Source organism: Leucobacter musarum subsp. musarum (assembly GCF_001273845.1).
GTDB lineage: Bacteria > Actinomycetota > Actinomycetes > Actinomycetales > Microbacteriaceae > Leucobacter > Leucobacter musarum.
This window is the reverse complement of the sequence record NZ_JHBW01000087.1, coordinates 854179-875762: the sequence shown is the minus strand read 5'-3', so window position 1 is coordinate 875762 and position 21584 is coordinate 854179. Positions and strand designations below refer to the sequence as shown.

The window sequence follows — 21584 nt, the reverse complement described above, 5'->3', positions numbered from 1 at the left end:
TTCGGCGGTGGTGGCGGCGAGCTGGGGGGCTGCGTCTGCGGCTCGGGCGACGACGGCTTCGAGTTCGGGGGAGAGCGCTGCGGTGGTCATGCATCCATCCTTCGGAGGTCGGGGCGGCAATGCCTGGGGATCCTCCGGCCATTCTCGCAGTCGCATCTCTTTGTGACGCTGTGCGCGCTGCACAGTGCGCGATGTTTGCGCCGTGCACACCGTGCGTCTGGTGTGCACGGTGGTTCGGTTACCGGTTGCGCGAGGAACCCGCCGCGGCAGAAGCGCGCACGCCCCGCACGCCCCGGGCAGATGCGACAGCGCTGCTCATGACGATCAAAGCGACGCCTGCCCACTCCATGAGGGCGAGCTGTTGCCCCAGAATCACCCAGCCGAACAGGGCGGCGCACACCGGATTGCAACTGGTGAGTACCCCGAATAGCGAGGCGGGAACCCGGCGCAGCGCGAGCAGATCGACAATGTACGGCACCGCGGAACTCAGCACCCCGCAGGCCACGGCGAGCAGGATCACCGACAGCGTCGGGGTGTGCGAGGTGAACCAGATCACCGCGACCGGGGCCCAGAACAGACAGGCGACCAGACTTGCCGCGCCGCTGCCCTCGAGCCCGGGCAGCACGCGGCCGATGCGTCGATTGAGCAGGATGTACATCGCCCATGCGCATCCGGCGATCAGACCGAAGGCGATCCCGAGCGCATCGGTTGACGGCCCGGGGTGCGTCAACGCGAGCACTCCTCCTGCGGCTACGAGTGCGCACCCGAGATCGATGAGGCGTCGTGTTCCGAGGAGCGCGATGGTCAGTGGACCGAGAAACTCCAGCGTCACCGCGAGGCCGAGGCCGATGCGCTCGACCGCGCTGTACAGGGCGAGATTCATGACCGAGAATGCGAGAGCCAGACCGAGAATCGGCAGCCACTCCGCCCGACGGTATCGCCGCAGCCTTGGCCGGCCCGCTGGGAGCAGCACGGCGAGCGCGACGAGCTGGCGGATCGCCACGACGCCGACCGGCCCGATCACCGGGAACGCGAGTGCCCCGAGCGCGCCGCCGAGCTGGCCCGAGGCGCCGCCGGCGAGCACGAGCCCGACACCGAACGCGCGTTGACCCGGTCGGTCGGCGAGCGCTCGGGGCTGCTGCGGGATCGGAATCGCCCCTGTCGCGGGCGTCGGTTGAAAGCTCACCCGACTACGGTACTGCCCCTGGCAGGAGACTCGGTTCGTAAGTCCGACCGCTCATCATTGAAGCAAAGCCGCGTGAATCGTGCAATAGTGTGAAGCGCACCTGCAGGGTGGTGCACGGAAGGCGGGGATCGTGCTCGAAATGAAGCGACTCAGGCTGCTCTGGGAGCTCGATGTGCGCGGCACCGTTGCCGCGGTCGCAGAGGCGCTGAGTTACAGCCCTTCAGCCATATCGCAGCAGCTCGCGCTGCTCGAGCGCGAAGCCGGAGTGCCGCTGCTGCGCCGGGTAGGCCGCACACTCGAACTGACCCCCGCCGCTCATGCGCTGGTGGCTGAAACGCATGAGCTGCTCGCGGGCCTGGAGCGCGCCGAAGCCGCGCTGCATCGCGCGCACGCCGAGGTGGCGGGCACGGTTCGCCTCGCGGTGTTTCAGACGGCGATGCTGGCGCTCATGCCGCAGGTGCTCGAGCGACTGCACCGCACGCACCCGGCGCTGCGCGTCGAAATGGTGCAGCACGAGCCGGCAGCCGGCCTCGAAGAGACGTGGGCGCGCGGGTTCGACCTGGTGGTTGCCGAACAGTACCCGGGCCACGCTGCACCGCACTTCGCCGGTCTCGACCGACAGCCCCTGATTGCTGATCGCATCAGCTTTGCGGCGCCTGAAATCGGTGTCGGCGATCCGGAATTTGCGCACGTGCACAGCCTGGCCGATGCCGCCGCACTGCCGTGGGTCATGGAACCCGAGGGGGCCGCGTCTCGCCACTGGGCGCTGCAGGCGTGCCGCAGCGCCGGGTTCGAGCCCGACGTGCGGTACGAGACGGCAGATCTCCAGGCGCACGTGCGTCTCGTCGAGACGGGCAACGCCGTAGCGCTGCTGCCGGGGTTGGTGCACAGCGGTGCAGCGCTGCGGATGCGTCGCATCGATTTGGCGGGGGAGCCGCAGCGCACCGTGTTCACGGCGGCGCGGGCCGCGGCAGACGGATACCCGGCACTCGAGGCGGTGCGCGACGCGCTGCGCCTCGAGGCCGGGCTCATCAGTGGCGAATCGACGCCGCTTACTTGACCTTCGGCTGCTGCTGCGTGATGCAGTGGATGCCGCCGCCGCGCGCGAAGAGCGGTCGGGCATCGAGGCCGATGACCTCGCGGCCCGGGTATGCCTCGCGCAGGATCGCGAGCGCGCGATCATCGGCGGGGTCGTCAAACGCGCAGGCGAGCACCGCGCCGTTGATCACGACGTGGTTGATGTAGCTGTAATCGACATACCCCTCGTCGTCGCGCAGGGCTTCCGGTGCCGGGAGATCGATGATCTCGAAGCCGGCCGAGGTGTCTTCGCGATAGCGGTCGGCAACCTCGCGATTCGTGCGCGCAATGATGTGGTCGGGGTGCGAGGCCGCGTCTTGGCGGTGCATGAGGAGTAGATCCGGGCTGGTGAATGCGGCGAGAATATCGGAGTGACCGCGGGTGCCGAACGTGTCGTGGTCGCGACTCAGGCCGCGCGGCAGCCACAGCGCGCTTGTCGCGCCGATCGTGCGGTCGAGTTCGGCCTCGACCTGCTCCTGCGTCCAGCCCGGGTTGCGACCCGGATCGAGCTGCACGGTCTTCGTGATGACGACGCGCCCCGTGCCATCGACCTGGATGCCGCCGCCCTCATTGGTCATCTCCGAGTTCACGAGCTCAGCGCCCGAGGCCTCCGCGACGATGCGGCCAATGTGCTGATCGTGGTTCCACTGGGCCCACTCCTGGCCGCCCCAGCCGTTGAACACGAAGTTCACGGCACCCAGCCGGCCATCGTCGCCGATGACGAAGCTCGGGCCGATATCGCGCATCCATGCATCGTTGAGGGGCGCCACGATGCGGTCGATCTGACCCGACAGGTACTGAGCGGCGATGGCTTCGTCACCGGGGTTGACGACGACCGTCACGTGCTCGTGCTCGCTCGCGGCGTTGGCGACGGCCGCCCAGGTCGTGCGCGCTTCCTCGGCTTCAGCTTCGGTGTCGCCCAGGGTGTATCCGCTCGTCGGCCAGGCCAGCCAGAGGCGTTCCTGCTCATGTCCTTCGATCGGCATGCGCCATGCAGTCATCAGTGCTCCCTTGTCTCCGAGTTCAACGGCGTCGATTCAGTCTACTGGGTGCGTGACCAATAAGGCGAGCGGTGAATCATTCGTCGTCGGTCACCCCGGTCGCCCACACCGTGCGCGAGCGCGAGATGTGCTTGCGCTGCAACGCTTCAGCCGCCACCGCGTCACCCGCGACGAGCAGATCGATGAGTTCGTGATGCTCGCGAGCGGAATCGACGAGACGCCCCTGGCGGGCCAGCGAACCGATGCCGTAGAGGCGCGTGCGGCGGCGCAGCGAGGTCGCGAGATCGACCAGCTGATCGTTGCCGGTCAGCGTCAGAACGAGTGCGTGGAACTCGCGATCGTGACGCAGATACGACTCGAGTTCGCCGCGCTCGGCCGCACGCAGGCACGCGTCAGCGAGGCGGCGCATTCCGACCACCGCGGCCTCCGGAACGTGACCCACGACGAAGTGCATCGCGGGCGGTTCCAGGAGCAGTCTGATCTGCGCCAGGTCATCGAGGTCGTGCTCACTCATCGTGGTCACCCGGAAGCCCTTGTTCTTCAGCGTTTCGACCAGGCCCTCGCGCGCGAGATCCATCATCGCCTCGCGCACGGGGGTCGCGGAGACACCGAGCGTGACACCGAGCGCAGGTGCCGAGACCACCTCGCCCTCTGCGATCTTGCCGGTGATGATTGCCGTGCGCAGCTGTTCGAGAACGGTCTCGCGCAGGCTGAGCGGGCGCGTCAGCGGGGTGAGGGACGAGTCGAGCTCGCGCTCGGGTGGGGTGATGGCCATGCGGGCTCCTTGGAGTCCAGGGCGGCGCGCCGGATGCGGCGCTGCGCGCGGAGTATCGTCCCCTCATCTTCCCATGCCGACGTGCGGAGCAGCCGAGAGATGCTCGAAATCGCGTCGCGAGTGCGTTGTGCGAGTCCGCCCCCAGAAACAGCCAGCCGGGCCGCGTCGCACCGATGAGATGCGTCACGGCCCGGCTGGGCGGTAGGGCTGTGCTTATTCTGCGTCGAAGCTGAGCGCGCGCGAGATGAGCGCCTCCTGCTCAACCGCGTGCACCTTCGCCGATCCGGTCGACGGTGCCGCCGATGCGGCGCGCGAGACGACGCGGATGCGATCGTTCGCGAGCTTCTTCGACAGCTCGAGCGAGATAAACGGCCAGGCACCCTGGTTCTCGGGCTCGTCTTGCACCCACACCATCTCGGCGCCCGGGTACTGTGCGAGTACACGACCCAGCTGCACCGCCGGGATCGGGTAGAACTGCTCGACGCGCACGATGGCGACGCGCGGGTCGGGGTTCTTCTCGAGTGCGCCGCGCAGGTCGTAGTAGACCTTGCCGGCGACGAGCAGCACGCGCTCGACACTCGACGAATCGGTGATGGTCGGGTCATCGATCACCGGCTGGAACGCACCCTCGGTGAACGCCTCCACCGACGACGTCGCGCCGCGGAGGCGGAGCATCGACTTCGGCGTGAACACGATGAGCGGCTTGCGAGGCCGGGCGTAGGCCTGGCGACGCAACAGGTGGAAGTAGTTCGCCGGGGTCGACGGGCGCGCGACGATCATGTTGTCTTCCGCGCAGAGCTGCAGGTAGCGCTCGATGCGCGCCGACGAGTGGTCGGGCCCCTGCCCCTCGTAGCCGTGGGGGAGCAGCATCACGACGGAGGACTGCTGACCCCACTTCTGCTCGGCCGCACCGATGTACTCGTCGATCACCGCCTGAGCCGTGTTCGCGAAGTCGCCAAACTGCGCCTCCCAGAGCACGAGGGCGTCTTCGCGCTGCAGCGAGTACCCGTATTCGTAGGCGAGGGCCGCGTACTCCGAGAGCAGCGAATCATAGATCCAGAACCGTGCCTGCTCCTCCGAGAGGTTGAGCAGCGGGATCCACTCCTGGCCGTTCGCACGGTCGTGGAACACGGCGTGACGCTGCGCGAAGGTACCGCGACGCGCATCCTGACCCGCGAAGCGCACCGCGGTGCCTTCCATCAGCAGCGAGCCGAGCGCGAGCAGTTCGCCGAAGCCCCAGTCAATTCCGCCCTGGCGGCTCATATCGTGGCGCTTGTTGAGCAGCTGCTGCAGCTTCTGGTGCACGGTGAAGCCATCGGGCTGGTTCGCGTGTGCGTCGCCGATGCGTTCGATGACGGTGCGATCGACCGCGGTTTCGAAGTTCTGCTCGGCGCGGCCGCCGGACTCTGCCACCTCGCCGATGCCGCTGGTGTCGATCACGGGGATCGAACCAGTCTGCGCCGCGTGTGTCTCCTGGAATGCGCGCTCCAGGCGATCCTGGAAGTCCTGCTTCGCCTTGTCGTACTCTTCTTCGGTGATATCGCCGCGACCGACGAGCGCGCTGGTGTACAGGCGCCGGGTCGAGCGCTTCGCCTCGATCAGGTCGGTCATGAGCGGCTGCGTCATCGAGGGATCGTCGCCCTCGTTATGCCCGCGACGGCGGTAGCAGACCAGGTCGACGATGACGTCGATATGGAAACGCTGACGGAACTCGTAGGCGAGCTTCGCGACGCGCACGACCGACTCGGGGTCGTCGCCGTTCACGTGGAAGATCGGCGCCTGCACCACCTTGCCGATGTCGGACGAGTACGTGGTCGAGCGCGAGTCGAGCGGCAGCGTGGTGAAGCCGACCTGGTTGTTGATGATGATGTGGATCGTGCCGCCCGTGCGGTAGCCGCGCAGCTGCGACATCTGCATGGTCTCGTAGACCACGCCCTGGCCCGCCATTGCCGCGTCGCCGTGAATGATGATCGGGAGCGTGGTGAACGAACCGATCGGCTTCAGATCTTGCTTGGCGCGCACGATGCCCTCGAGTACGCCATCGACGGTCTCGAGGTGCGAGGGGTTCGCGGCGAGGTGGATCGGCACCTGCGTGCCGTTCGGAGCCGTGAAGACCCCGGAGGTGCCGAGGTGGTACTTCACGTCGCCGGAGCCGGCCTTGTGCGCCTGCGCGCCCTCGAACTCGCGGAAGATCTGCCCGTAGGTCTTGCCGGCAATGTTCGACAGCACGTTGAGGCGGCCGCGGTGCGCCATACCGACGTCGACGCTATCGACTCCGTCTTCGGCGGCATCGCTGAGCATGGCGTCGAGCAGCGGGATGACGGTCTCGCCGCCCTCCAAGCTGAAGCGCTTCTGGCCGACGTACTTCGTCTGGAGGAAGGTCTCGAAGGCCTCGGCCTCGTTGAGCTTCTCGAGGATGCGCATCTGCTCGTCGTGGCTCGGCTTGGCGTACGGCACCTCGAGCTGCTCGCGCAGCCACAGGCGCTGAGCCGGATCCTGGATGTGCATGTACTCGATACCGATCTTGCGGCAGTACGAGTCGCGCAGCACGCCGAGGATGTCGCGCAGCGGCATGGAGCGCTTGCCGCCGATGCCACCGGTCGGGAACTCGCGATCGAGGTCCCAGAACGTGAGCCCGTGCGATTCGATTTCGAGGTCGGGGTGCGTGCGCTGCACGTACTCGAGCGGATCGACATCGGCCATCAGGTGGCCGCGCACGCGGAATGAGTTGATCAGCTCTTGCACGCGGGCGGTCTTGTCGACCGCGCCGAACACGTCGACGTGGATGTCGGACGCCCACTGCACCGGCTTGTACGGGATGCGCAGCGCGGCGAAGATGTCTTCGTAGAAGTCGTGCTTGCCGATGAGGCGCTCGTGCACGAGCTTCAAGAACTCGCCGGAGCCGGCACCCTGGATGACGCGATGGTCGTAGGTGCTCGTCAGGGTGATGGTCTTCGAGATACCGAGGCGGTTGAGCGTCTCTTGCGAGGCGCCCTGGAACTCGGCGGGGTACTCGAGCGCACCCGCGCCGATGATGCTGCCCTGACCCTGCATGAGACGGGGCACCGAGTGCACGGTGCCGATGCCGCCGGGGTTGGTGAGCGAGATCGTCGTGCCCTGGAAATCGCCTGCGCCGAGCTTGTTGGTGCGTGCGCGCTTAACGAGGTCTTCATACGCGGCGAGGAACTCGTTGAAATCGAGCGACTCTGCGCGCTTGACGGCGGGAACGAGCAGTGAGCGGGTGCCGTCGGGCTTGGGCACGTCGATGGCGATGCCCAGGCCGATGTGCGCCGGGGCGACCACGGAGGGCTTGCCGTCGATCTCGGCGTACGAGACGTTCTGGCTGGGGAAGTCCTTGAGTGTCTGGATGAGTGCCCAGCCGATGAGGTGCGTGAACGACACCTTGCCGCCGCGGCTGCGGCGCAGATGGTTGTTGATGACGATGCGGTTGTCGATCAGGAGCTTGGCCGGAATGGTGCGCACGCTGGTCGCGGTGGGCACCGTCAGGCTCTGATCCATGTTCTTGGAGAGGGTACGAGCCATACCCTTGAGCGCCGTGACGACATCTTCTTCGAGCGGCTCGGAATCGGTGGCCGTGCGCGCCCGACTCGGCGCATCTGCGGGGATCGGCGCGACACGGGGGGCTGCCTTCGTGGTGCGAGCCGGCTGCGTCGGCGTCGTGATGGGGGTCGTGCTCGGCCCGGTCGCGGGGGCGGCGTTTGCCGGCGCCGCCGGCGCTGCGGGTGCGCCCGATTGCTCTGCCCCGTATTTCTCCAGGACCGGCCACCACGACCGATCGACGGCGTTCTTATCGACCTGGAACTGCTTCCAGAGTTCGTCGACCAGCCACGCGTTTGCACCGAAATCTCCTGCGGGACCAGCCTGGTTGGTGGTCTCCGTGCGCTCCGCCAAAGCGACTTCCTCTCGTTGTGCCCTGCATGCAAGATAGATGTAGTCGTGAGGTGACGGCGCCTGAGCCGCACCGGTAACAAGCCTACGCCCATCTGTTCGACGCCGAGTAAAATCTCACAGCGCGATCGGGGAGTTCAGGTGGTAATCTCGGATGGCTATGGATGTTGATTCTCGAAGACCCTCAGACCCTCCGAGTATCGGCCGCGCTGATGCGCGGCACAACGTCTCTGCACGGAGCCATGGATGAACGACTGGCTCCTCCTGCTCATCGGAGTGATCCTCACTCTGGGCACGGGTATCTTCGTCGCGGCGGAGTTCTCGCTCGTGGCGCTCGACCGTCAAGATCTTGAGCGTCGTCGCGCCGGTGGCGAGCACGGGCTCAATCGCGTCATTCGCGGCCTTGCGCGCACCTCGACGCATTTGTCGAGCGCGCAACTCGGCATTACGCTCACGACGCTGCTGGCCGGGTACACCCTCGAGCCGGCACTGAGCAATTTCCTCGGAGGGCCGCTCGGTGCACTGGGTGTACCCGAGGAGCTGCGCCGCGCGATCAGCGCGCCGATCGCGGTGGCGATCGCTACCGTCTTCTCCATGATCGTGGGCGAGCTCGTCCCGAAGAACTTCGCGATCTCGCGTCCGTTGCCCACCGCGAGGTTCGTCATGCCCGCGCAGGCCGCCTTTACGACGACGCTGAAGCCCGCCGTACTGGTGCTGAACGGCAGTGCCAACGGGATTCTGCGCTCATTGGGCATCGAACCGCAGGAGGAGCTCTCGGGTGCGCGTTCCGCCCAAGAGCTGTCGTCGCTCGTGCGGCACTCCGCAGAAGCCGGCCTGCTCGAGGCCGATACGGCGACTCTGCTCGATCGAACGCTGCGCTTCTCAGAACTCACTGCGGGCGACGTCATGACGCCGCGTCTGCAGGTCGAGAGCCTGCAGCGCCTCGAATCGGCGAAGGCGGTGCTCGAACTGTCGGGCCGTTCCGGGTTCTCGCGATTCCCGGTCATCGATGAGGATCGCGACGACATCGTCGGGGTCGTGCATGTGAAGCAGGCCGTCGCGGTGCCACGGGCGAAGCGCGACGAGGTTCCCGTGGCCGCGCTCATGGAAGATGCAGTTCGCGTGCCCGACACGATGCACCTCGACCAGTTGCTCGAAGAGCTGCGCGGCAGCGGCTTCCAACTCGCGATCGTCGTCGATGAGTATGGGGGCACGGCGGGTATCGCCACGCTTGAAGATCTCGTCGAAGAGATCGTGGGCGAGGTCGCCGACGAGCACGATCGTGCGGCCGCAGGCGTTGTCGGCACCGCCGAGCAGATGAGCTTCCCCGCCGATCTGCGCCCGGATGAGGTGCGCGAGCAGACCGGCATCGAGATTCCCGAAGACGATGCCTACGACACCGCAGCCGGGTTCGTGCTGCACGCACTCGGCCGCATTCCGGTACCCGGCGATGAGGCCGAACTGCCCGGCGGCGGCACGCTGCGGGTGATGCGCATGGACGGGCGTCGCATCGCGCGACTGCGCTTCACCAGCGCTCCGGTAGCGTCAGACGCCGAAACGGAGGATCACGCATGAGCGACTGGGTCGGAATCGTATGGCTCGTCGTGCTGCTCGGCGCGAACGCGTTCTTCGTCGGTGCCGAGTTCGCCGTGATCTCGGCGCGGCGCTCGCAGATCGAACCGCGTGCCGAGGCGGGGTCGAAGCGCGCCCAGACCGCGCTCTACGCGATGGAGCATGCGACGCTGATGCTCGCGACGAGTCAGCTCGGCATCACAGTCTGCTCGCTGCTCATCTTGAACGTCTCTGAGCCGGCGATTCACCACCTGCTCGAGGGGCCGCTGCACTGGACGGGAATTCCTGCCGAGGCGGTGTCGATTGTCGCGTTCGTGCTGACGCTGCTCGGGGTGTCGTATCTGCACGTTGTCTTCGGCGAGATGGTGCCGAAGAACGCCGCGTTCTCGATGCCGGATCGCGCGGTGCTCTTGCTCGCACCACCGCTCGTGGCGATTTCACGTCTACTCAAACACGTCATTGCCGCGTTGAATGCGGTCGCCAACGGGGTGCTTCGGCTTTTCGGGGTCGAGCCGAAGTCGGAGACCAACAGCACGTTCACGCTGGAAGAGGTGGCGAGTATCGTGAGTCATTCGACGCGCGAGGGCGTGCTCGAAGACCGCAGCGGTGCGCTCTCGGCCGCGTTCGAATTCACGACGAAGCGGGCGCACGACTTGCTCGTTCCCGCTGAGCGGCTCGTCGTGCTGCCGGCGGGCGCCACCCCCGAAGACGTGGAGGCCGCGGTCGCGCGGCATGGTTTCTCGCGGTATCCGATTGCGAACGAAGCCGGAGAGCTTGACGGCTACGTGCATATCAAGGATCTCGTGCGCCTCGGCGACGAGCGTATCGCTCAGCCGATCCCCGGGAAGCGCATTCGCGAGATGGAATCGATCCGCGCCGCGACGGAGTTGGAAGACGTGCTCGCCAGGTTGCAAGGTCGTGGCATTCACCTCGCACGCATCCATGACGACGCCGGCGCCGTGCTCGGCGTCGTGTTTCTCGAGGACGTCATCGAGGAGCTCGTCGGGGAGATCCACGACGCGACGCGTCGCCAGCGCTTCGCGTAGCCCCTTGGCCGCGCACCGCCCGGGCGTGGGTGGGGCGGGCCGACCGCGATTACTGCGAGACGAGCACGAGGTGCGCCGAAACCTCGTCGAACGGCAGCCCTGCGGTCGATGCCAGCAGGTTGTCGGGCACCGCGAAAGTGACGTCGAATTGTGCCTGATCTTCGCTGAGCTCCGTCGGGGTGAGTTCGACCGACGTGTTCGGCTGGGAGACGTTGCCGACCGAGAGCGTGCCGACCGAGCTGATCGCTTCGATTTCGTCGTCTGACTGCGCCAGGAGCCGGGTGGGCTTCGTCTGTACGAACGATGCCTCGGGCATGTCCGCGAACTTCACCGTCAATTCGGCGGCCGTGATCATTCCGTCGTTGATGACCATATACCCGGTCGACGAGATGCGGTGCTCGAGTGCTGAGCCGAGTGCAGATGCCGCCAATGGGGCGATGAGATTGATCTCGGTGACGTCGTAGGTGCGGTCGACCGGCATGGTGAGCAGATCGGAATCCGGAGCGGCCTGCAATTCGGCTGCCTGAGCGCTGAGGTCGATGGCGGGTGCGCACCCGGTCAGGCAGAGCGGGATCGCCGCCGTGACCGTGGCCACCACTCCCAGAGCGCGCGCCGAGGTGCGCGCATGCAAGATCGTCAAGCTGCCGCTCCTCTTACCTTCGATGCCGTCATGGGCTCCACGCGAATGGTGCCCGACCGGCAGTGCGCCGGTTCGTATGGAGAGAGCCTACGATCGATAGGTGGGAGGCTCCCGAGTACTCCCTGCGAGCCCGTTCAGGCGGCGAGCAGACGACGCAGCTGCGTGCCGACGCGCTCGAATTCGATGAGGAACGCATCGTGCCCAAACGGCGAATCGATGCGGGTGGCGAGTGAACCGTCGAGACTGCCCGGGCTGTGCTGCGCAATCTCGTCTTGCCCGTCGAGGGTGAAGAGCCGATCGCTCGGGATGCCGAGTACGAGGAGGGGGAGCTCGAGCGTCGAGAGTGCTGCGCGCACCCCGCCGCGTCCGCGGCCGACATCGTGCGAATTCATGGCCTGTACCAGCGTCACGTAGCTGCCGGCATCGAATCTCCGAGTGAACTTATTGCCGTGGAAGTCGAGGTACGACTCGACGGCGAAGCGCCCGCCCGCTCCGAGCGGACTCACCGCGGACTGCCAGGCGCGCCCGAATCGCGCGTCCAGCTCAGTGTTGCTGCGGTAGTTGAGCAGCGCGAGGCGGCGCGCGGTCGCCAGACCGTGGTGCGGCCCCACGCCGTCGGGGGAGTCGTAGTAATTGCCGCCCCGGTAGCTGGGGTCGGAGCGGATCGCCTCGAGCTGCACCAGATTCAGGCCGATCTGGTCGGCGGTGGTGACGGGCGGCGCAGCGATGACCGCGAGACGCTCGACGCGATCCTGATGCGCGATGCCCCACTCGAGTGCGTGCATGCCCCCCATCGACCCGCCGATCACGGCAGCGAAGCGATCGATGCCGAGTGCATCGGCGAAGTGGCGGGTCGCGGCGACTTGATCGCGAACGGTCAAATACGGGAACCGCCCGCCCCACTCGCGGCCGGTCGGGTCCAGCGATCCCGGGCCGGTGGTGCCCTGGCATCCGCCGAGCACGTTCGGCGCGATGATGCAGTAGCGGTCGGTGTCGAGCGGTCGCCCGGGGCCGACGATCTCGCCCCACCAGCCGTCGGTCGAGTGCCCCGCCGATGCCGGGCCGACGAGATGGCTGTCGCCCGTCAGCGCGTGGAAGACGAGGATCGCGTTGTCTCGACGATCGTTGAGCTCGCCGTACGTCTCGTAGGCGAAGCGAACATGCGGCAGGTGCCCACCGGTTTCGGTGGTGAACTCGCCGATCGAGATGAACTGGCGATCGCCGACCGGATCACCGTCGCGCCAACCGCCTGAGATCGGCGGCCGACCCATCAGCGCGCGCAGCTGCGCGTCGGTGATGAAGTCGGTCGGAAACGAATCCTCGGGGGTCTGCCAGTCCATGACTCACCATTCTGCCCTGGCAGCACCCCGAGGCACCGTTTGTTACGCCCGAAGCGCGCGAGCTAGGCTCGCGCCGCCGACTCGGCGACGACCTTGCGGGCCGCCGCGAACCCGCGTTCGAGGTCGGCCTTGATGTCATCGATGTGCTCGAGGCCGACCGACAGGCGCACGAGGCCGGGGGTGACCCCGGCGGTGAGCTGCTGCTCGGGGCTCAACTGCGAGTGCGTCGTCGATGCCGGGTGGATGATGAGGCTGCGCACATCGCCGATGTTCGCGACGTGGCTGAAGAGTTCGACGTTCTCGACGACCGCGCGTCCGGCATCCACTCCGCCTTTGAGTTCGAACGAGAGCACGGCGCCGACGCCCTTCGGTGCGTACCGGTTCGCGGCGGCGTACCAGGGGCTCGACGGCAGGCCGGAGTAGTAGACCGATGCGACGTCGTCATGCGCGTCGAGCCACTCGGCGACCTCCTGTGCATTCTGCACGTGGCGCTCGACGCGCAGCGACAGCGTTTCGATGCCCTGGAGCAGCAGCCATGCGCTGTGGGGTGCGATCGACGAGCCGAGGTCGCGCAGCAGCTGCACGCGCGCCTTGATGATGTAAGCGATCGCATCGCCGACGGCACCGGTGTAGCTGACGCCGTTGTACGACGGGTCGGGCTCGGTGAGACCGGGGAACTTGTCGGCGTGCTGCGACCAGGGGAAGGTGCCGCCGTCGACGATGACGCCGCCCAGGGTTGTGCCGTGCCCGCCCAGGAACTTGGTGGCCGAGTGGAGCACGATGTCGGCGCCGTGCTCGAAGGGGCGCACGAGGTAGGGGCTCGCCACGGTGTTGTCGATGATGAGCGGCAGGCTGTTCTCATGCGCGACATCGGCAACCGTGCGGATGTCGAGGATGTTCGAGCGGGGGTTCGCGATCGATTCGGCGAAGAAAAGTTTGGTGTTGGGCCGCACGGCGCGCTGCCACGCTGCCGGATCATCCTGATCTTCAACGAAGGTGACCTCGATGCCGAGCTTCGCGAGCGAGTACTTGAAGAGGTTGTAGGTGCCGCCGTAGATCGAGCTCGACGAGACGATGTGATCGCCGGAGTTGGCGATGTTCAGCACGGCAAAAGTCGATGCGGCCTGGCCGCTCGCGAGCAGGAGAGCGGCGGTGCCCCCCTCGAGCGCGGCGATGCGCTCCTCGGCGACGGCGACCGTGGGGTTCGTGATGCGCGTGTAGATGGGGCCGAGTTCGGCGAGTGCGAAGCGGTTCGCCGCCTGCGCAGTGTCGTCGAAGACGAACGAAGTCGTTTGGTGAATGGGCACGGCTCGCGCGCCGGTCTCATCGGGCTGCTGGCCGGCGTGGATCTGGCGGGTTTCGAATCCCCAGGCGCTCGGGTCGGTCATGGTGACTCCTTCGAAGAGTGTGAAGCGGAAGCGGTGGATGGTGGTGCGGTGCTCTGAGCGTACGAGAGCGCCCCGTGCCCGGCAACGGGTTCGGTCGCACTGCGTAACGTACCCCGTAAGCTCGAAGCAGGCCCGCAGGTGTGGGCGCGATGACGCAGCGAGGAGGACGTGATGCAGCGACGAGTGGTGGTCACCGGGGCCAGTTCAGGGATCGGTGCGGCGACGGCGCGTCGCTTCGCGGAACTCGGCTGGGAGACCGTGGCGGTCGCGCGTCGCGCCGAGAAGCTCGAAGCGCTCGCCGCTGAGACGGGCTCACACGTCGTCGTCTGCGACGTCACCGATGAAGCGCAGGTCGCCGCGCTCGCCGCAGAGGTCGCCGCGACCGGCGGCGCCACGGCGCTCGTCAACAACGCCGGAGGTGCGCTGGGGGTCGAATCGGTCGAACACGCGTCGAACGACGATTGGCGACGCATGTTCGAGGTGAACGTGATTGGGCTCCGCTCGGTGACTGCCGCACTGCTGCCGGTGCTCCGCGAGGGCGCCCGCCGCTCGGGGTGGGCCTCGATCCTGAACCTCACGTCGACTGCCGGGCTCGACGCCTATCCGGGCGGCGGCGGATATAACGCCGCCAAGTACGCGGCGCACGCCGTGACGAACGTGCTGCGCCTCGAACTCGGCGGGGAGCCCATTCGCGTGATGGAGCTGGCCCCGGGGCTCGTGCATACGGAGGAGTTCACGCTCAACCGTCTGCGCGGTGATGCCGCTGCGGCGGAGCAGCCCTACGCCGACGTCACGCCGCTCACGGCGGAGGATGTCGCGCGCGTACTCGTCGGCGCGTTCGAGCAGCCGCCGCATGTCAACCAAGATCTGATCGTGCTGCGCCCCGTGGCGCAGTCGAGCGTCTTCCATACCCATCGCGGGCCGCTGACACCGAAAGCCGAATGACCGGGATGCTATCGGGCCGCGGCATCGCCGATGACTGGGCTGCGGCGCTGGCGCCGGTCGCCGGCGAACTCGCCGCGGTCGACGCATTCGTGGCGGGGGAGCGGGCGGCGGGCATCGACGTGTTGCCGGCCCCTGAACGGGTGCTGGCGGCGTTCGAGAGACCCATGGGTGAGGTGCGCGTGCTCATCGTGGGGCAAGATCCCTACCCGACTCCCGGCCACGCCATCGGACTGTCATTCGCGACCGACCCGGGGGTGCGACCGCTGCCCCCGAGCCTGCGTAACATCTATCGGGAGCTCGCCGATGATCTCGGGGTCGCGCCCGCAACGCACGGAGACCTCACACCATGGGCCGACCGAGGGGTGCTGCTGCTGAACCGGGTGCTGACCGTCGCCGCTCATGACGCCGGGTCGCATCAGCGTCGCGGCTGGGAGGCGGTGACTTCGCGCGCGATCACCGCCCTCGCGGAGCGGGGAGGGCCGCTGGTCGCGATCCTGTGGGGCAAGCCCGCGCAAACCGTCGGCGCACTGCTCGGCGACACCCCGCGCATCGAAAGCGCGCACCCGTCGCCGTTGTCGGCGTCGCGGGGGTTCTTCGGTTCGCGTCCGTTCAGCCGAGCCAACGCGGCGCTTGAGGCGCAGGGCGCCGCCCCGATTGACTGGTCTCTGCCGTCAATCGAGGCGACCCTGTTCTGACGGCTCAGCGCTCGGGCGTCGAAGCGATGGCGATGGGCTCGGTACGGTCGACGAGCTGGTGCGGCCGTCGGCCGGAGCCGCGCACGAAGAGCAGGTAGCACGCGGTCAGCGCGGCGACCCAGATCAGCCCCACCCAGAGCGCCGGCCGAGACTCGGGCACGATGCCGACCATCACGATCACGAACACGATGAATCCGACCGTGAGCCATGAGGCCACCGGCCACAGCGGCACGGGAAACTCGCTCGGCAGCCTACGGTCGCGGGCGATCTCGGCCTTCATGCGGATGTGGGCGACGAGGATCACCAGCCAGACCAGCACCGTCGCGAAGGTCGCGAGCGCGCCGAGCAGGAACAGCACCTGATCGGGGTAGAAATAGTTGAGCACGACGCCGACAAGCAGGCCGATCACCATGGTGATGACGGTCATGATCGGCACGCCGGTGCGCGTGGTCCGCGTGAACGAGCGCGGGGCCTGGCCTTGCTCGGCGAGCCCGTGCAGCATGCGTCCGGCGCCGAAGATATCGGCGTTCATCGCCGAGAGCGCGGCGGTGATGAGTACGACGTTGAAGACCGCTGCCGCGGCCTGGAAGCCGACGGACTCGAAGATGGAGACGAAGGGGCTCGTCTCGCCGGTCAGCTCAACCCAGGGCTGAATGCACATGATCACGCCGAGCGTCAGCACGTAGAAGAGCAGGATGCGCACGGGCACCGAGTTGATCGCCTTCGGCAGCACCTGCTTCGGGTTCTGCGCCTCTCCGGCGGTGACACCGATGATCTCGATGCCCCCGAAGGCGAACATCACGATCGTGAAAGAGGCGAGGAGCCCCCACACGCCGTGCGGCAGGAACCCGCCGTGATCGACGAGATTCTGCGGCCCCATCTGGTCGTGGCCGGCGGCACCGAATCCGAACAGGATGATGCCGATGCCGGCAACGATGAGGGCGATGATCGCGACGATCTTTATGAGCGCGAACCAGAACTCGAGCTCCCCGAAGACCTTGACGCCGATGAGGTTGATCGCGGCGATGAAGCAGACGACCGCGAGCACCCACACCCACTGCGAGACGTCGGGGAACCAGAATCGCATGTAGACGCCGATAGCGGTGGCGTCGAAGACCGCGACGAGGAACATCTCGAAGGCGAACGTCCACCCGACCAGGAACCCGGCGTACGGGTGGATGTATCGAGAGGCGTATTGCCCGAACGAACCGGAGACGGGGTGGCGCACGACCATCTCACCGAGCGCGCGCATCACCATGAAGACCGCCGCGCCGCCGATCACGTAGGCCAGCAGCACGGCAGGCCCAGCTGTCTGAATCGCTCCCGACGATCCCATGAAGAGCCCGGTGCCGATGGCCGAACCGAGCGCCATGAAACGGATGTGGCGCGCCGTCAGCCCGCGCTGCAGGCCCGAGTGCGAACCCGACTGGTCGGGCGTGGGATCGGCGGTGGTGGTCGATGCGGGTGCCGGAACGGTCATGGCATCATCCTTTCGTCGTTGAACGGAGGGGAGAAATCGGGCGCGACGGCGCGCCCCGCGACGCCGGTGGGCATCGGCGGAGGTCGTGCGGGTCGGGTGGTGCGCTTCAGGCGCTGAGCTGCGGGCGGGACTGAGCCGGTCAGCGTCCGAGTCGGCGGGCGAGGCCGGCGGCAGCCTCGAGCACGAGCAGAGCGGCGAGTCGCACGGTTCGGCCGTCAGGTGCGTCTGCGGTCGCATCGACCTCGGCGATGTCGATGCCGCGGACGCGATCGTCTGCGGCGAGCAGCCGGGTCGCCGTGCGCAGCTCGTGGGCTTGGAGGCCTCCGGGAATCGACGCCGGGCAGCCGGGCGCCACCGAGCGGTCGCAAACGTCGACATCGAGGTCGACATGGATCGGGCCGCCACCGGCGCCGGCGATCTCGAGGGCTTCGGCGACGACGTCGCGCATCGGTCGCTCGTGGAGCTCATCGCGGTGGATCACCGTGATGCCGAGCTGCTGCGCCCGTTCACGGTAGGCCCGGGAGTTCGCGAAGTCGGCGATGCCGATCTGCACGATGCGCTGCGGGTCGAGACCCGCTTCGATGAGGCGGCGCACAGGCGAGCCGTTGCTGCGCCCATCACGCAGATCGTGGTGGGCGTCGAACGTGATCAGACCGGCGGTGCCGAGCGAGGTTTCGGCGATGCCGAGCGCAGCCGGCACGGTGAGTGCATTGTCGCCGCCGAGCGCGACGACGAGTGCGGCGCGCTCGGCGAGCGCTGCGACCATCGAGGCGGCCGACTGCTCACCGGCCTCGGTGTCGGGGTCGGTGCAATCGCCGGCGTCGACGATGGTGAGTGCCTCGTCGAGCACGAGCTGTGACTCGGAGCCGCGACGATGCGGTGCTCCGGGGGCGACGACATGACCGGAGTAGCGCCGGATCGCCTCGCGGATCGCCGCGGGGGTCTCGTGCGCGTTCGAGGGCGACAGCGAGGTGCGCGATGTCGGCACGCCAATGATCGCGAGGTCGATCGGCCCGGTATCCGCGGCAGCGCTGACGGGCCAGGCACCGGTGCGGGGCCAGAGCGGATCGTGCGACAGGGTGGCGGCCATGGGACTCCTCGGAAGATCGATCGGTTCGTGCGGGCGCTCGATCGGTATCGTTGCGGATCGTGGCGCCGTCGCGGGGATGCTGACCCCAGTGTGCCGTTTGGGGCACGCGCCACGCATCGGCCGAGCGAAATCGCCCGTCCGGGATCCCAGATCGGCCCTTTCGACCAATTTGTCCGGAATCCCGGACACGCACCCACGCGATCCAGTGGTCGCTGGGTCGCGAGTGCGCTGAGATCGATCCATGACTGATCACGCTGCACCCGCCGTCGTTCTCGGCGCCGCCCCCCTGACCATCGCCGACGTCGTCGCGGTCGCCCGTCACGATGCGCCGGTCGAGATCGCTCCCGAGGCGATCGCCCGTGTCGATGAGAGCCGCCGCGTGATCGAGAAGCTTGCCGATGACACGCGCCCCCACTACGGCGTTTCGACCGGATTCGGGGCGCTCGCGAACGTGCAGATTCCCGTCGAGAAGCGGCAGCAGTTGCAGCGCAGCCTCATCCGCTCACACGCGGCGGGCACCGGCGACCATGTCGAGCGCGAGGTCGTGCGCGCGCTGATGCTGCTGCGTCTGAACACACTGGCCAGCGGCCGCACGGGCGTGCGCGTCGCCGTCGTCGAGACCTACGCGGCGATCCTGAATGCCGGCATCACGCCGGTGGTCCACGAGTACGGGTCGCTCGGCTGCTCCGGCGACCTCAGCCCGCTCGCGCACTGCGCCCTCACGCTCATGGGCGAGGGTGACGTGCGCACCTCCGCGGACGCCGACAGCACTCCGGTCGCCGCGGCCGATGCGCTCGCCGCAGCGGGGATCACTCCGCTCGTGCTCGCCGAGAAGGAGGGGCTCGCGCTGATCAACGGCACCGACGGCATGCTCGGCATGCTCTGCTTGGCGCTGACCGATCTCGCGCAGCTGCTCACCGTTGCCGACATCGCTGCTGCTGCCTCCGTCGAGGGGCTCACCGGCACCGACGCGGTGTTCGCCGCCGACCTGCAGGCCCTCCGTCCTCACCCGGGGCAGGCGAGTGCCGCCCACAATATGCGTCGGGTACTCGAAGGCTCCCATCTCGTGCAGCGCCCGCGCGACGACGAGTTCACGCGGGTGCAAGACGCCTACTCACTGCGCTGCGCTCCGCAGGTGCACGGAGCGGCGCGCGATACCGCGGCCTACGCCGCACGCGTTGCCGGCGTCGAACTCGTCTCTGCGGTCGACAACCCGGTAGTGCTGGCCGACGGCCGCGTCGAATCGAACGGCAACTTCCACGGCGCTCCGGTCGCCTACGTGCTCGACTTCCTCGCGATCGCCGTCGCCGACGTCGCGAGCATCTCGGAGCGACGCACTGACCGTTTCCTCGATGTTGCGCGCAACCACGGTCTGCCGCCGTTCCTCGCGGCCGACGCCGGGCTCGACTCGGGCCTCATGATCGCGCAGTACACGGCGGCCGGCATCGTCTCCGAGCTCAAGCGTCTCGCCGCACCCGCCTCCGTCGATTCGATTCCGTCATCGGCCATGCAAGAGGATCATGTCTCGATGGGGTGGGCCGCTGGGCGCAAACTGCGTCGTGCGATCGACGGGCTCGCGCGCGTGCTCAGCATCGAGCTGCTCGCGTCGACCCGTGCGCTCGACTTCCGGGCGCTCGCCGGGGGTGGCGATCCCGCGCCCGCGACCGCGGCCGTGCACGCGCTGTTCCGCACCAGCATTCCCGCGCCCGAAACCGACACGTTCCTGTCGCCGACGATCACCGCGGCCCACGGATTCGTGGCGAACGGCCGGGTCACGGCCGCCGTCGCCGGAGCGCTCGGCGCGCCGCTCGAGTGAGGTCGGGCACGGCTGCGGGGGATAGGCTGCGGAGATGGTGACGCCGAAGGTTCCCGCAGCCGATCACACGCTGCGCATCCTCAGACTGCTCGCGAGCTCGCGCGGACCGCTCGCAGCGAGCATGATCGCCGGGCAGCTCGACCTGCCGCGGTCGACGGTGTATCACCTGCTCGACACACTGCAGGAGCACGGGTTCGTCATGCACCTCCCCGAGGAGCGACGGTACGGCCTCGGCATCGCCGCGGTCGAGCTGAGCTCTGCGTACGAGCGCCAGGAGCCGCTCGCCCGCATCGGGCGCCCGTTGCTGGCCGCACTCGTCGATCGGGTGCGGCTCAGCGGCCACCTCGCCGTTCCCCACGGGCGGGATGTGCTCTACGTCGTCGAGGAGCGGGCTCCCGGGTCGCCGCCGCTCGTGACCGACGTCGACGTGCGACTGCCCATGCAGCTCACCGCAAGCGGCCGCGCCATTCTCGCGGCGCTGCCGAAGGCACAGGTGCGCGCCCTCTTCCCTGACCGCGAAGCGTTCGTGCATCGGCACGACGACCCGGACGGGATTGACCGCTATTCCCGACTCCGCAGCGTGCTCGACGCGACGACGACGCGCGGCTACGCATTGGAGGAGGGGTCGGTGACCGCCGGTCTCTCGTCGATCGGAGTGCCGGTGCTCGACCACCGGGGGTGGCCGGTGGCCGCCATCGCAGTGACCTATCCTGCAGCGGGCGTGGCGCCCGAGGTCGCGGCAGGCCTGGCGGCAGAAGTGCGTGCCGCGGCGAAATCGCTGTCGACCCGCATCCACGGCCGCGCCGCGGCACCGAGTGCATCGCGTGCCGACCTCGCGCCGCAGCGGGCCGGTCGGTCGGAAACCATGGTGTAGACTCGGTGGCTGTACTTCGGCGAGGGGCCTTCGAGCCCGTGATCGACGCGGGACGGACTGCCTCAGCGGGCCATCTTGCTGCGTAGCTACGCAAGTGCGAGACACCAATTCCGGCGGCCAGACCGCCCTCATTGGGCGAGAGCCCGCAAGGAGATATCAATATGAGCGAGACCAACCAGCTCGTCGGCCACGCACGCGACAACTTCGGCAAGGGCGCTGCACGCAAGCTCCGCGCTGCCGGCCAGACCCCCGCAGTGGTGTACGGCCACGGCACGGAGCCGATCCACGTGTCGATCGACACCCACCCGCTGAGCCTGATCCTGCGTCAGAAGAACGCGATCATCGAGCTTGACATCGCGGGCAAGAACCAGCTCGTGCTCGTCAAGGACGTGCAGAAGGATCCGGTGCGCCAGATCATCGAGCACGTCGACCTCATCGTCGTGAAGAAGGGCGAGACGGTCGACGTCGAGGTTCCCGTGCACGTCACCGGTGAGTCGTTCTCGGGCACCAACGCGCTGCAAGAGCTCAACACCCTGCACCTCAGCGTCCCCGCGACCTCCATCCCCGAGCACATCGAGGTCAGCGTCGAGGGCCTCGAAGAGGGCGCTCAGGTGCTCGCCGGTGCCATCGAGCTCCCGAAGGGCGCCACCCTGCTGGGCGATCCCGAGCAGCTCATCGTGAACGTCGTCGTGCCCCGCGGCGCGGCTGCTGACGACGAGGAGTCGGCTGAGGAAGCCGCAGCGGAGTAAT

17 protein-coding genes are annotated in these 21584 nt (G+C 67.8%); 8 read left to right on the top strand and 9 right to left on the bottom strand.

Features of this window, described 5'->3' with window-relative positions; translation table 11 throughout:
• Positions 1–238 precede the first annotated feature (238 nt).
• On the bottom strand, positions 239–1186 hold the full coding sequence (locus CH42_RS12990; RefSeq protein WP_239684044.1) for an EamA family transporter: 948 nt from the start codon (positions 1184–1186) through the stop codon (positions 239–241).
• 130 nt (positions 1187–1316) lie between these two features.
• On the opposite strand from CH42_RS12990, the gene CH42_RS12985 reads away from it, so the two are divergent.
• The gene (locus CH42_RS12985) at positions 1317–2246 is read left to right on the top strand and encodes a LysR family transcriptional regulator (RefSeq protein WP_053353528.1); all 930 of its coding nucleotides are present in this window, start codon (positions 1317–1319) and stop codon (positions 2244–2246) included.
• Here the strand turns inward: CH42_RS12985 and CH42_RS12980 are convergent.
• The 3 genes from CH42_RS12980 to CH42_RS12970 form a co-directional block, all read right to left on the bottom strand.
• Positions 2239–3264 carry an agmatine deiminase family protein gene (locus tag CH42_RS12980; protein ID WP_053353527.1) on the bottom strand — a complete coding sequence of 342 codons (1026 nt, stop codon included), beginning with the start codon at positions 3262–3264 and terminating at the stop codon, positions 2239–2241. The two genes, CH42_RS12985 and CH42_RS12980, sit on opposite strands and share 8 nt — an antisense overlap.
• A gap of 76 nt (positions 3265–3340) precedes the next feature.
• Positions 3341–4039: a GntR family transcriptional regulator gene (locus CH42_RS12975; RefSeq protein WP_053353526.1), complete on the bottom strand. Its 699-nt coding sequence runs from the start codon at positions 4037–4039 to the stop codon at positions 3341–3343.
• Positions 4040–4252: 213 nt separating this feature from the next.
• On the bottom strand, positions 4253–7951 hold the full coding sequence (locus CH42_RS12970) for a multifunctional oxoglutarate decarboxylase/oxoglutarate dehydrogenase thiamine pyrophosphate-binding subunit/dihydrolipoyllysine-residue succinyltransferase subunit (protein ID WP_075205365.1): 3699 nt from the start codon (positions 7949–7951) through the stop codon (positions 4253–4255).
• Positions 7952–8194: 243 nt separating this feature from the next.
• On the opposite strand from CH42_RS12970, the gene CH42_RS12965 reads away from it, so the two are divergent.
• Positions 8195–9523 carry a hemolysin family protein gene (locus CH42_RS12965; protein ID WP_053353525.1) on the top strand — a complete coding sequence of 443 codons (1329 nt, stop codon included), beginning with the start codon at positions 8195–8197 and terminating at the stop codon, positions 9521–9523.
• On the top strand, positions 9520–10566 hold the full coding sequence (locus CH42_RS12960) for a hemolysin family protein (RefSeq protein ID WP_053353524.1): 1047 nt from the start codon (positions 9520–9522) through the stop codon (positions 10564–10566). The genes CH42_RS12965 and CH42_RS12960 overlap by 4 nt, the downstream gene beginning before the upstream one ends.
• A 49-nt stretch (positions 10567–10615) precedes the next feature.
• Here the strand turns inward: CH42_RS12960 and CH42_RS12955 are convergent, their stop codons facing one another.
• The 3 genes from CH42_RS12955 to CH42_RS12945 all read right to left on the bottom strand — a co-directional run bounded on the left by CH42_RS12955 (position 10616) and on the right by CH42_RS12945 (position 13934).
• A complete protein-coding gene (locus CH42_RS12955; RefSeq protein ID WP_053353523.1) occupies positions 10616–11206 on the bottom strand; it encodes a hypothetical protein in 591 nt (196 codons plus the stop codon).
• Positions 11207–11340: 134 nt separating this feature from the next.
• Positions 11341–12546, bottom strand: a complete 1206-nt coding sequence (gene metX / locus CH42_RS12950) for a homoserine O-acetyltransferase MetX (RefSeq protein WP_053353522.1) — start codon at positions 12544–12546, stop codon at positions 11341–11343.
• A gap of 62 nt (positions 12547–12608) precedes the next feature.
• Positions 12609–13934, bottom strand: coding sequence for a bifunctional o-acetylhomoserine/o-acetylserine sulfhydrylase (locus CH42_RS12945; protein WP_053353521.1), 1326 nt, complete (start codon positions 13932–13934; stop codon positions 12609–12611).
• Between the two features lie 171 nt (positions 13935–14105).
• Between CH42_RS12945 and CH42_RS12940 the strand changes: the two genes are divergently transcribed.
• The gene (locus tag CH42_RS12940) at positions 14106–14879 is read left to right on the top strand and encodes an SDR family oxidoreductase (protein WP_193392090.1); all 774 of its coding nucleotides are present in this window, start codon (positions 14106–14108) and stop codon (positions 14877–14879) included.
• Positions 14876–15574, top strand: a complete 699-nt coding sequence (locus CH42_RS12935) for a uracil-DNA glycosylase (RefSeq protein WP_053353520.1) — start codon at positions 14876–14878, stop codon at positions 15572–15574. Before CH42_RS12940 ends, CH42_RS12935 begins: the two co-directional genes overlap by 4 nt.
• Before the next feature lie 4 nt (positions 15575–15578).
• Here the strand turns inward: CH42_RS12935 and CH42_RS12930 are convergent, their stop codons facing one another.
• Together CH42_RS12930 and CH42_RS12925 are read right to left on the bottom strand one after the other, a co-directional pair.
• Positions 15579–17054, bottom strand: coding sequence for an amino acid permease (locus CH42_RS12930; RefSeq protein WP_053353519.1), 1476 nt, complete (start codon positions 17052–17054; stop codon positions 15579–15581).
• A gap of 139 nt (positions 17055–17193) precedes the next feature.
• Positions 17194–18144 (bottom strand): agmatinase family protein, encoded by a 951-nt coding sequence (locus CH42_RS12925; RefSeq protein ID WP_053353518.1) that lies wholly within the window; start codon positions 18142–18144, stop codon positions 17194–17196.
• A gap of 241 nt (positions 18145–18385) precedes the next feature.
• Here CH42_RS12925 and hutH point away from each other — a divergent pair, with 241 nt between their 5' ends.
• The 3 genes from hutH to CH42_RS12910 all read left to right on the top strand — a co-directional run bounded on the left by hutH (position 18386) and on the right by CH42_RS12910 (position 21583).
• On the top strand, positions 18386–19960 hold the full coding sequence (gene hutH, locus CH42_RS12920) for a histidine ammonia-lyase (RefSeq protein ID WP_053353517.1): 1575 nt from the start codon (positions 18386–18388) through the stop codon (positions 19958–19960).
• A 34-nt stretch (positions 19961–19994) separates the two neighbouring features.
• Positions 19995–20834 carry an IclR family transcriptional regulator gene (locus CH42_RS12915; protein ID WP_239684043.1) on the top strand — a complete coding sequence of 280 codons (840 nt, stop codon included), beginning with the start codon at positions 19995–19997 and terminating at the stop codon, positions 20832–20834.
• A gap of 161 nt (positions 20835–20995) precedes the next feature.
• Positions 20996–21583 (top strand): 50S ribosomal protein L25/general stress protein Ctc, encoded by a 588-nt coding sequence (locus tag CH42_RS12910; RefSeq protein ID WP_053353516.1) that lies wholly within the window; start codon positions 20996–20998, stop codon positions 21581–21583.
• Position 21584 lies beyond the last annotated feature (1 nt).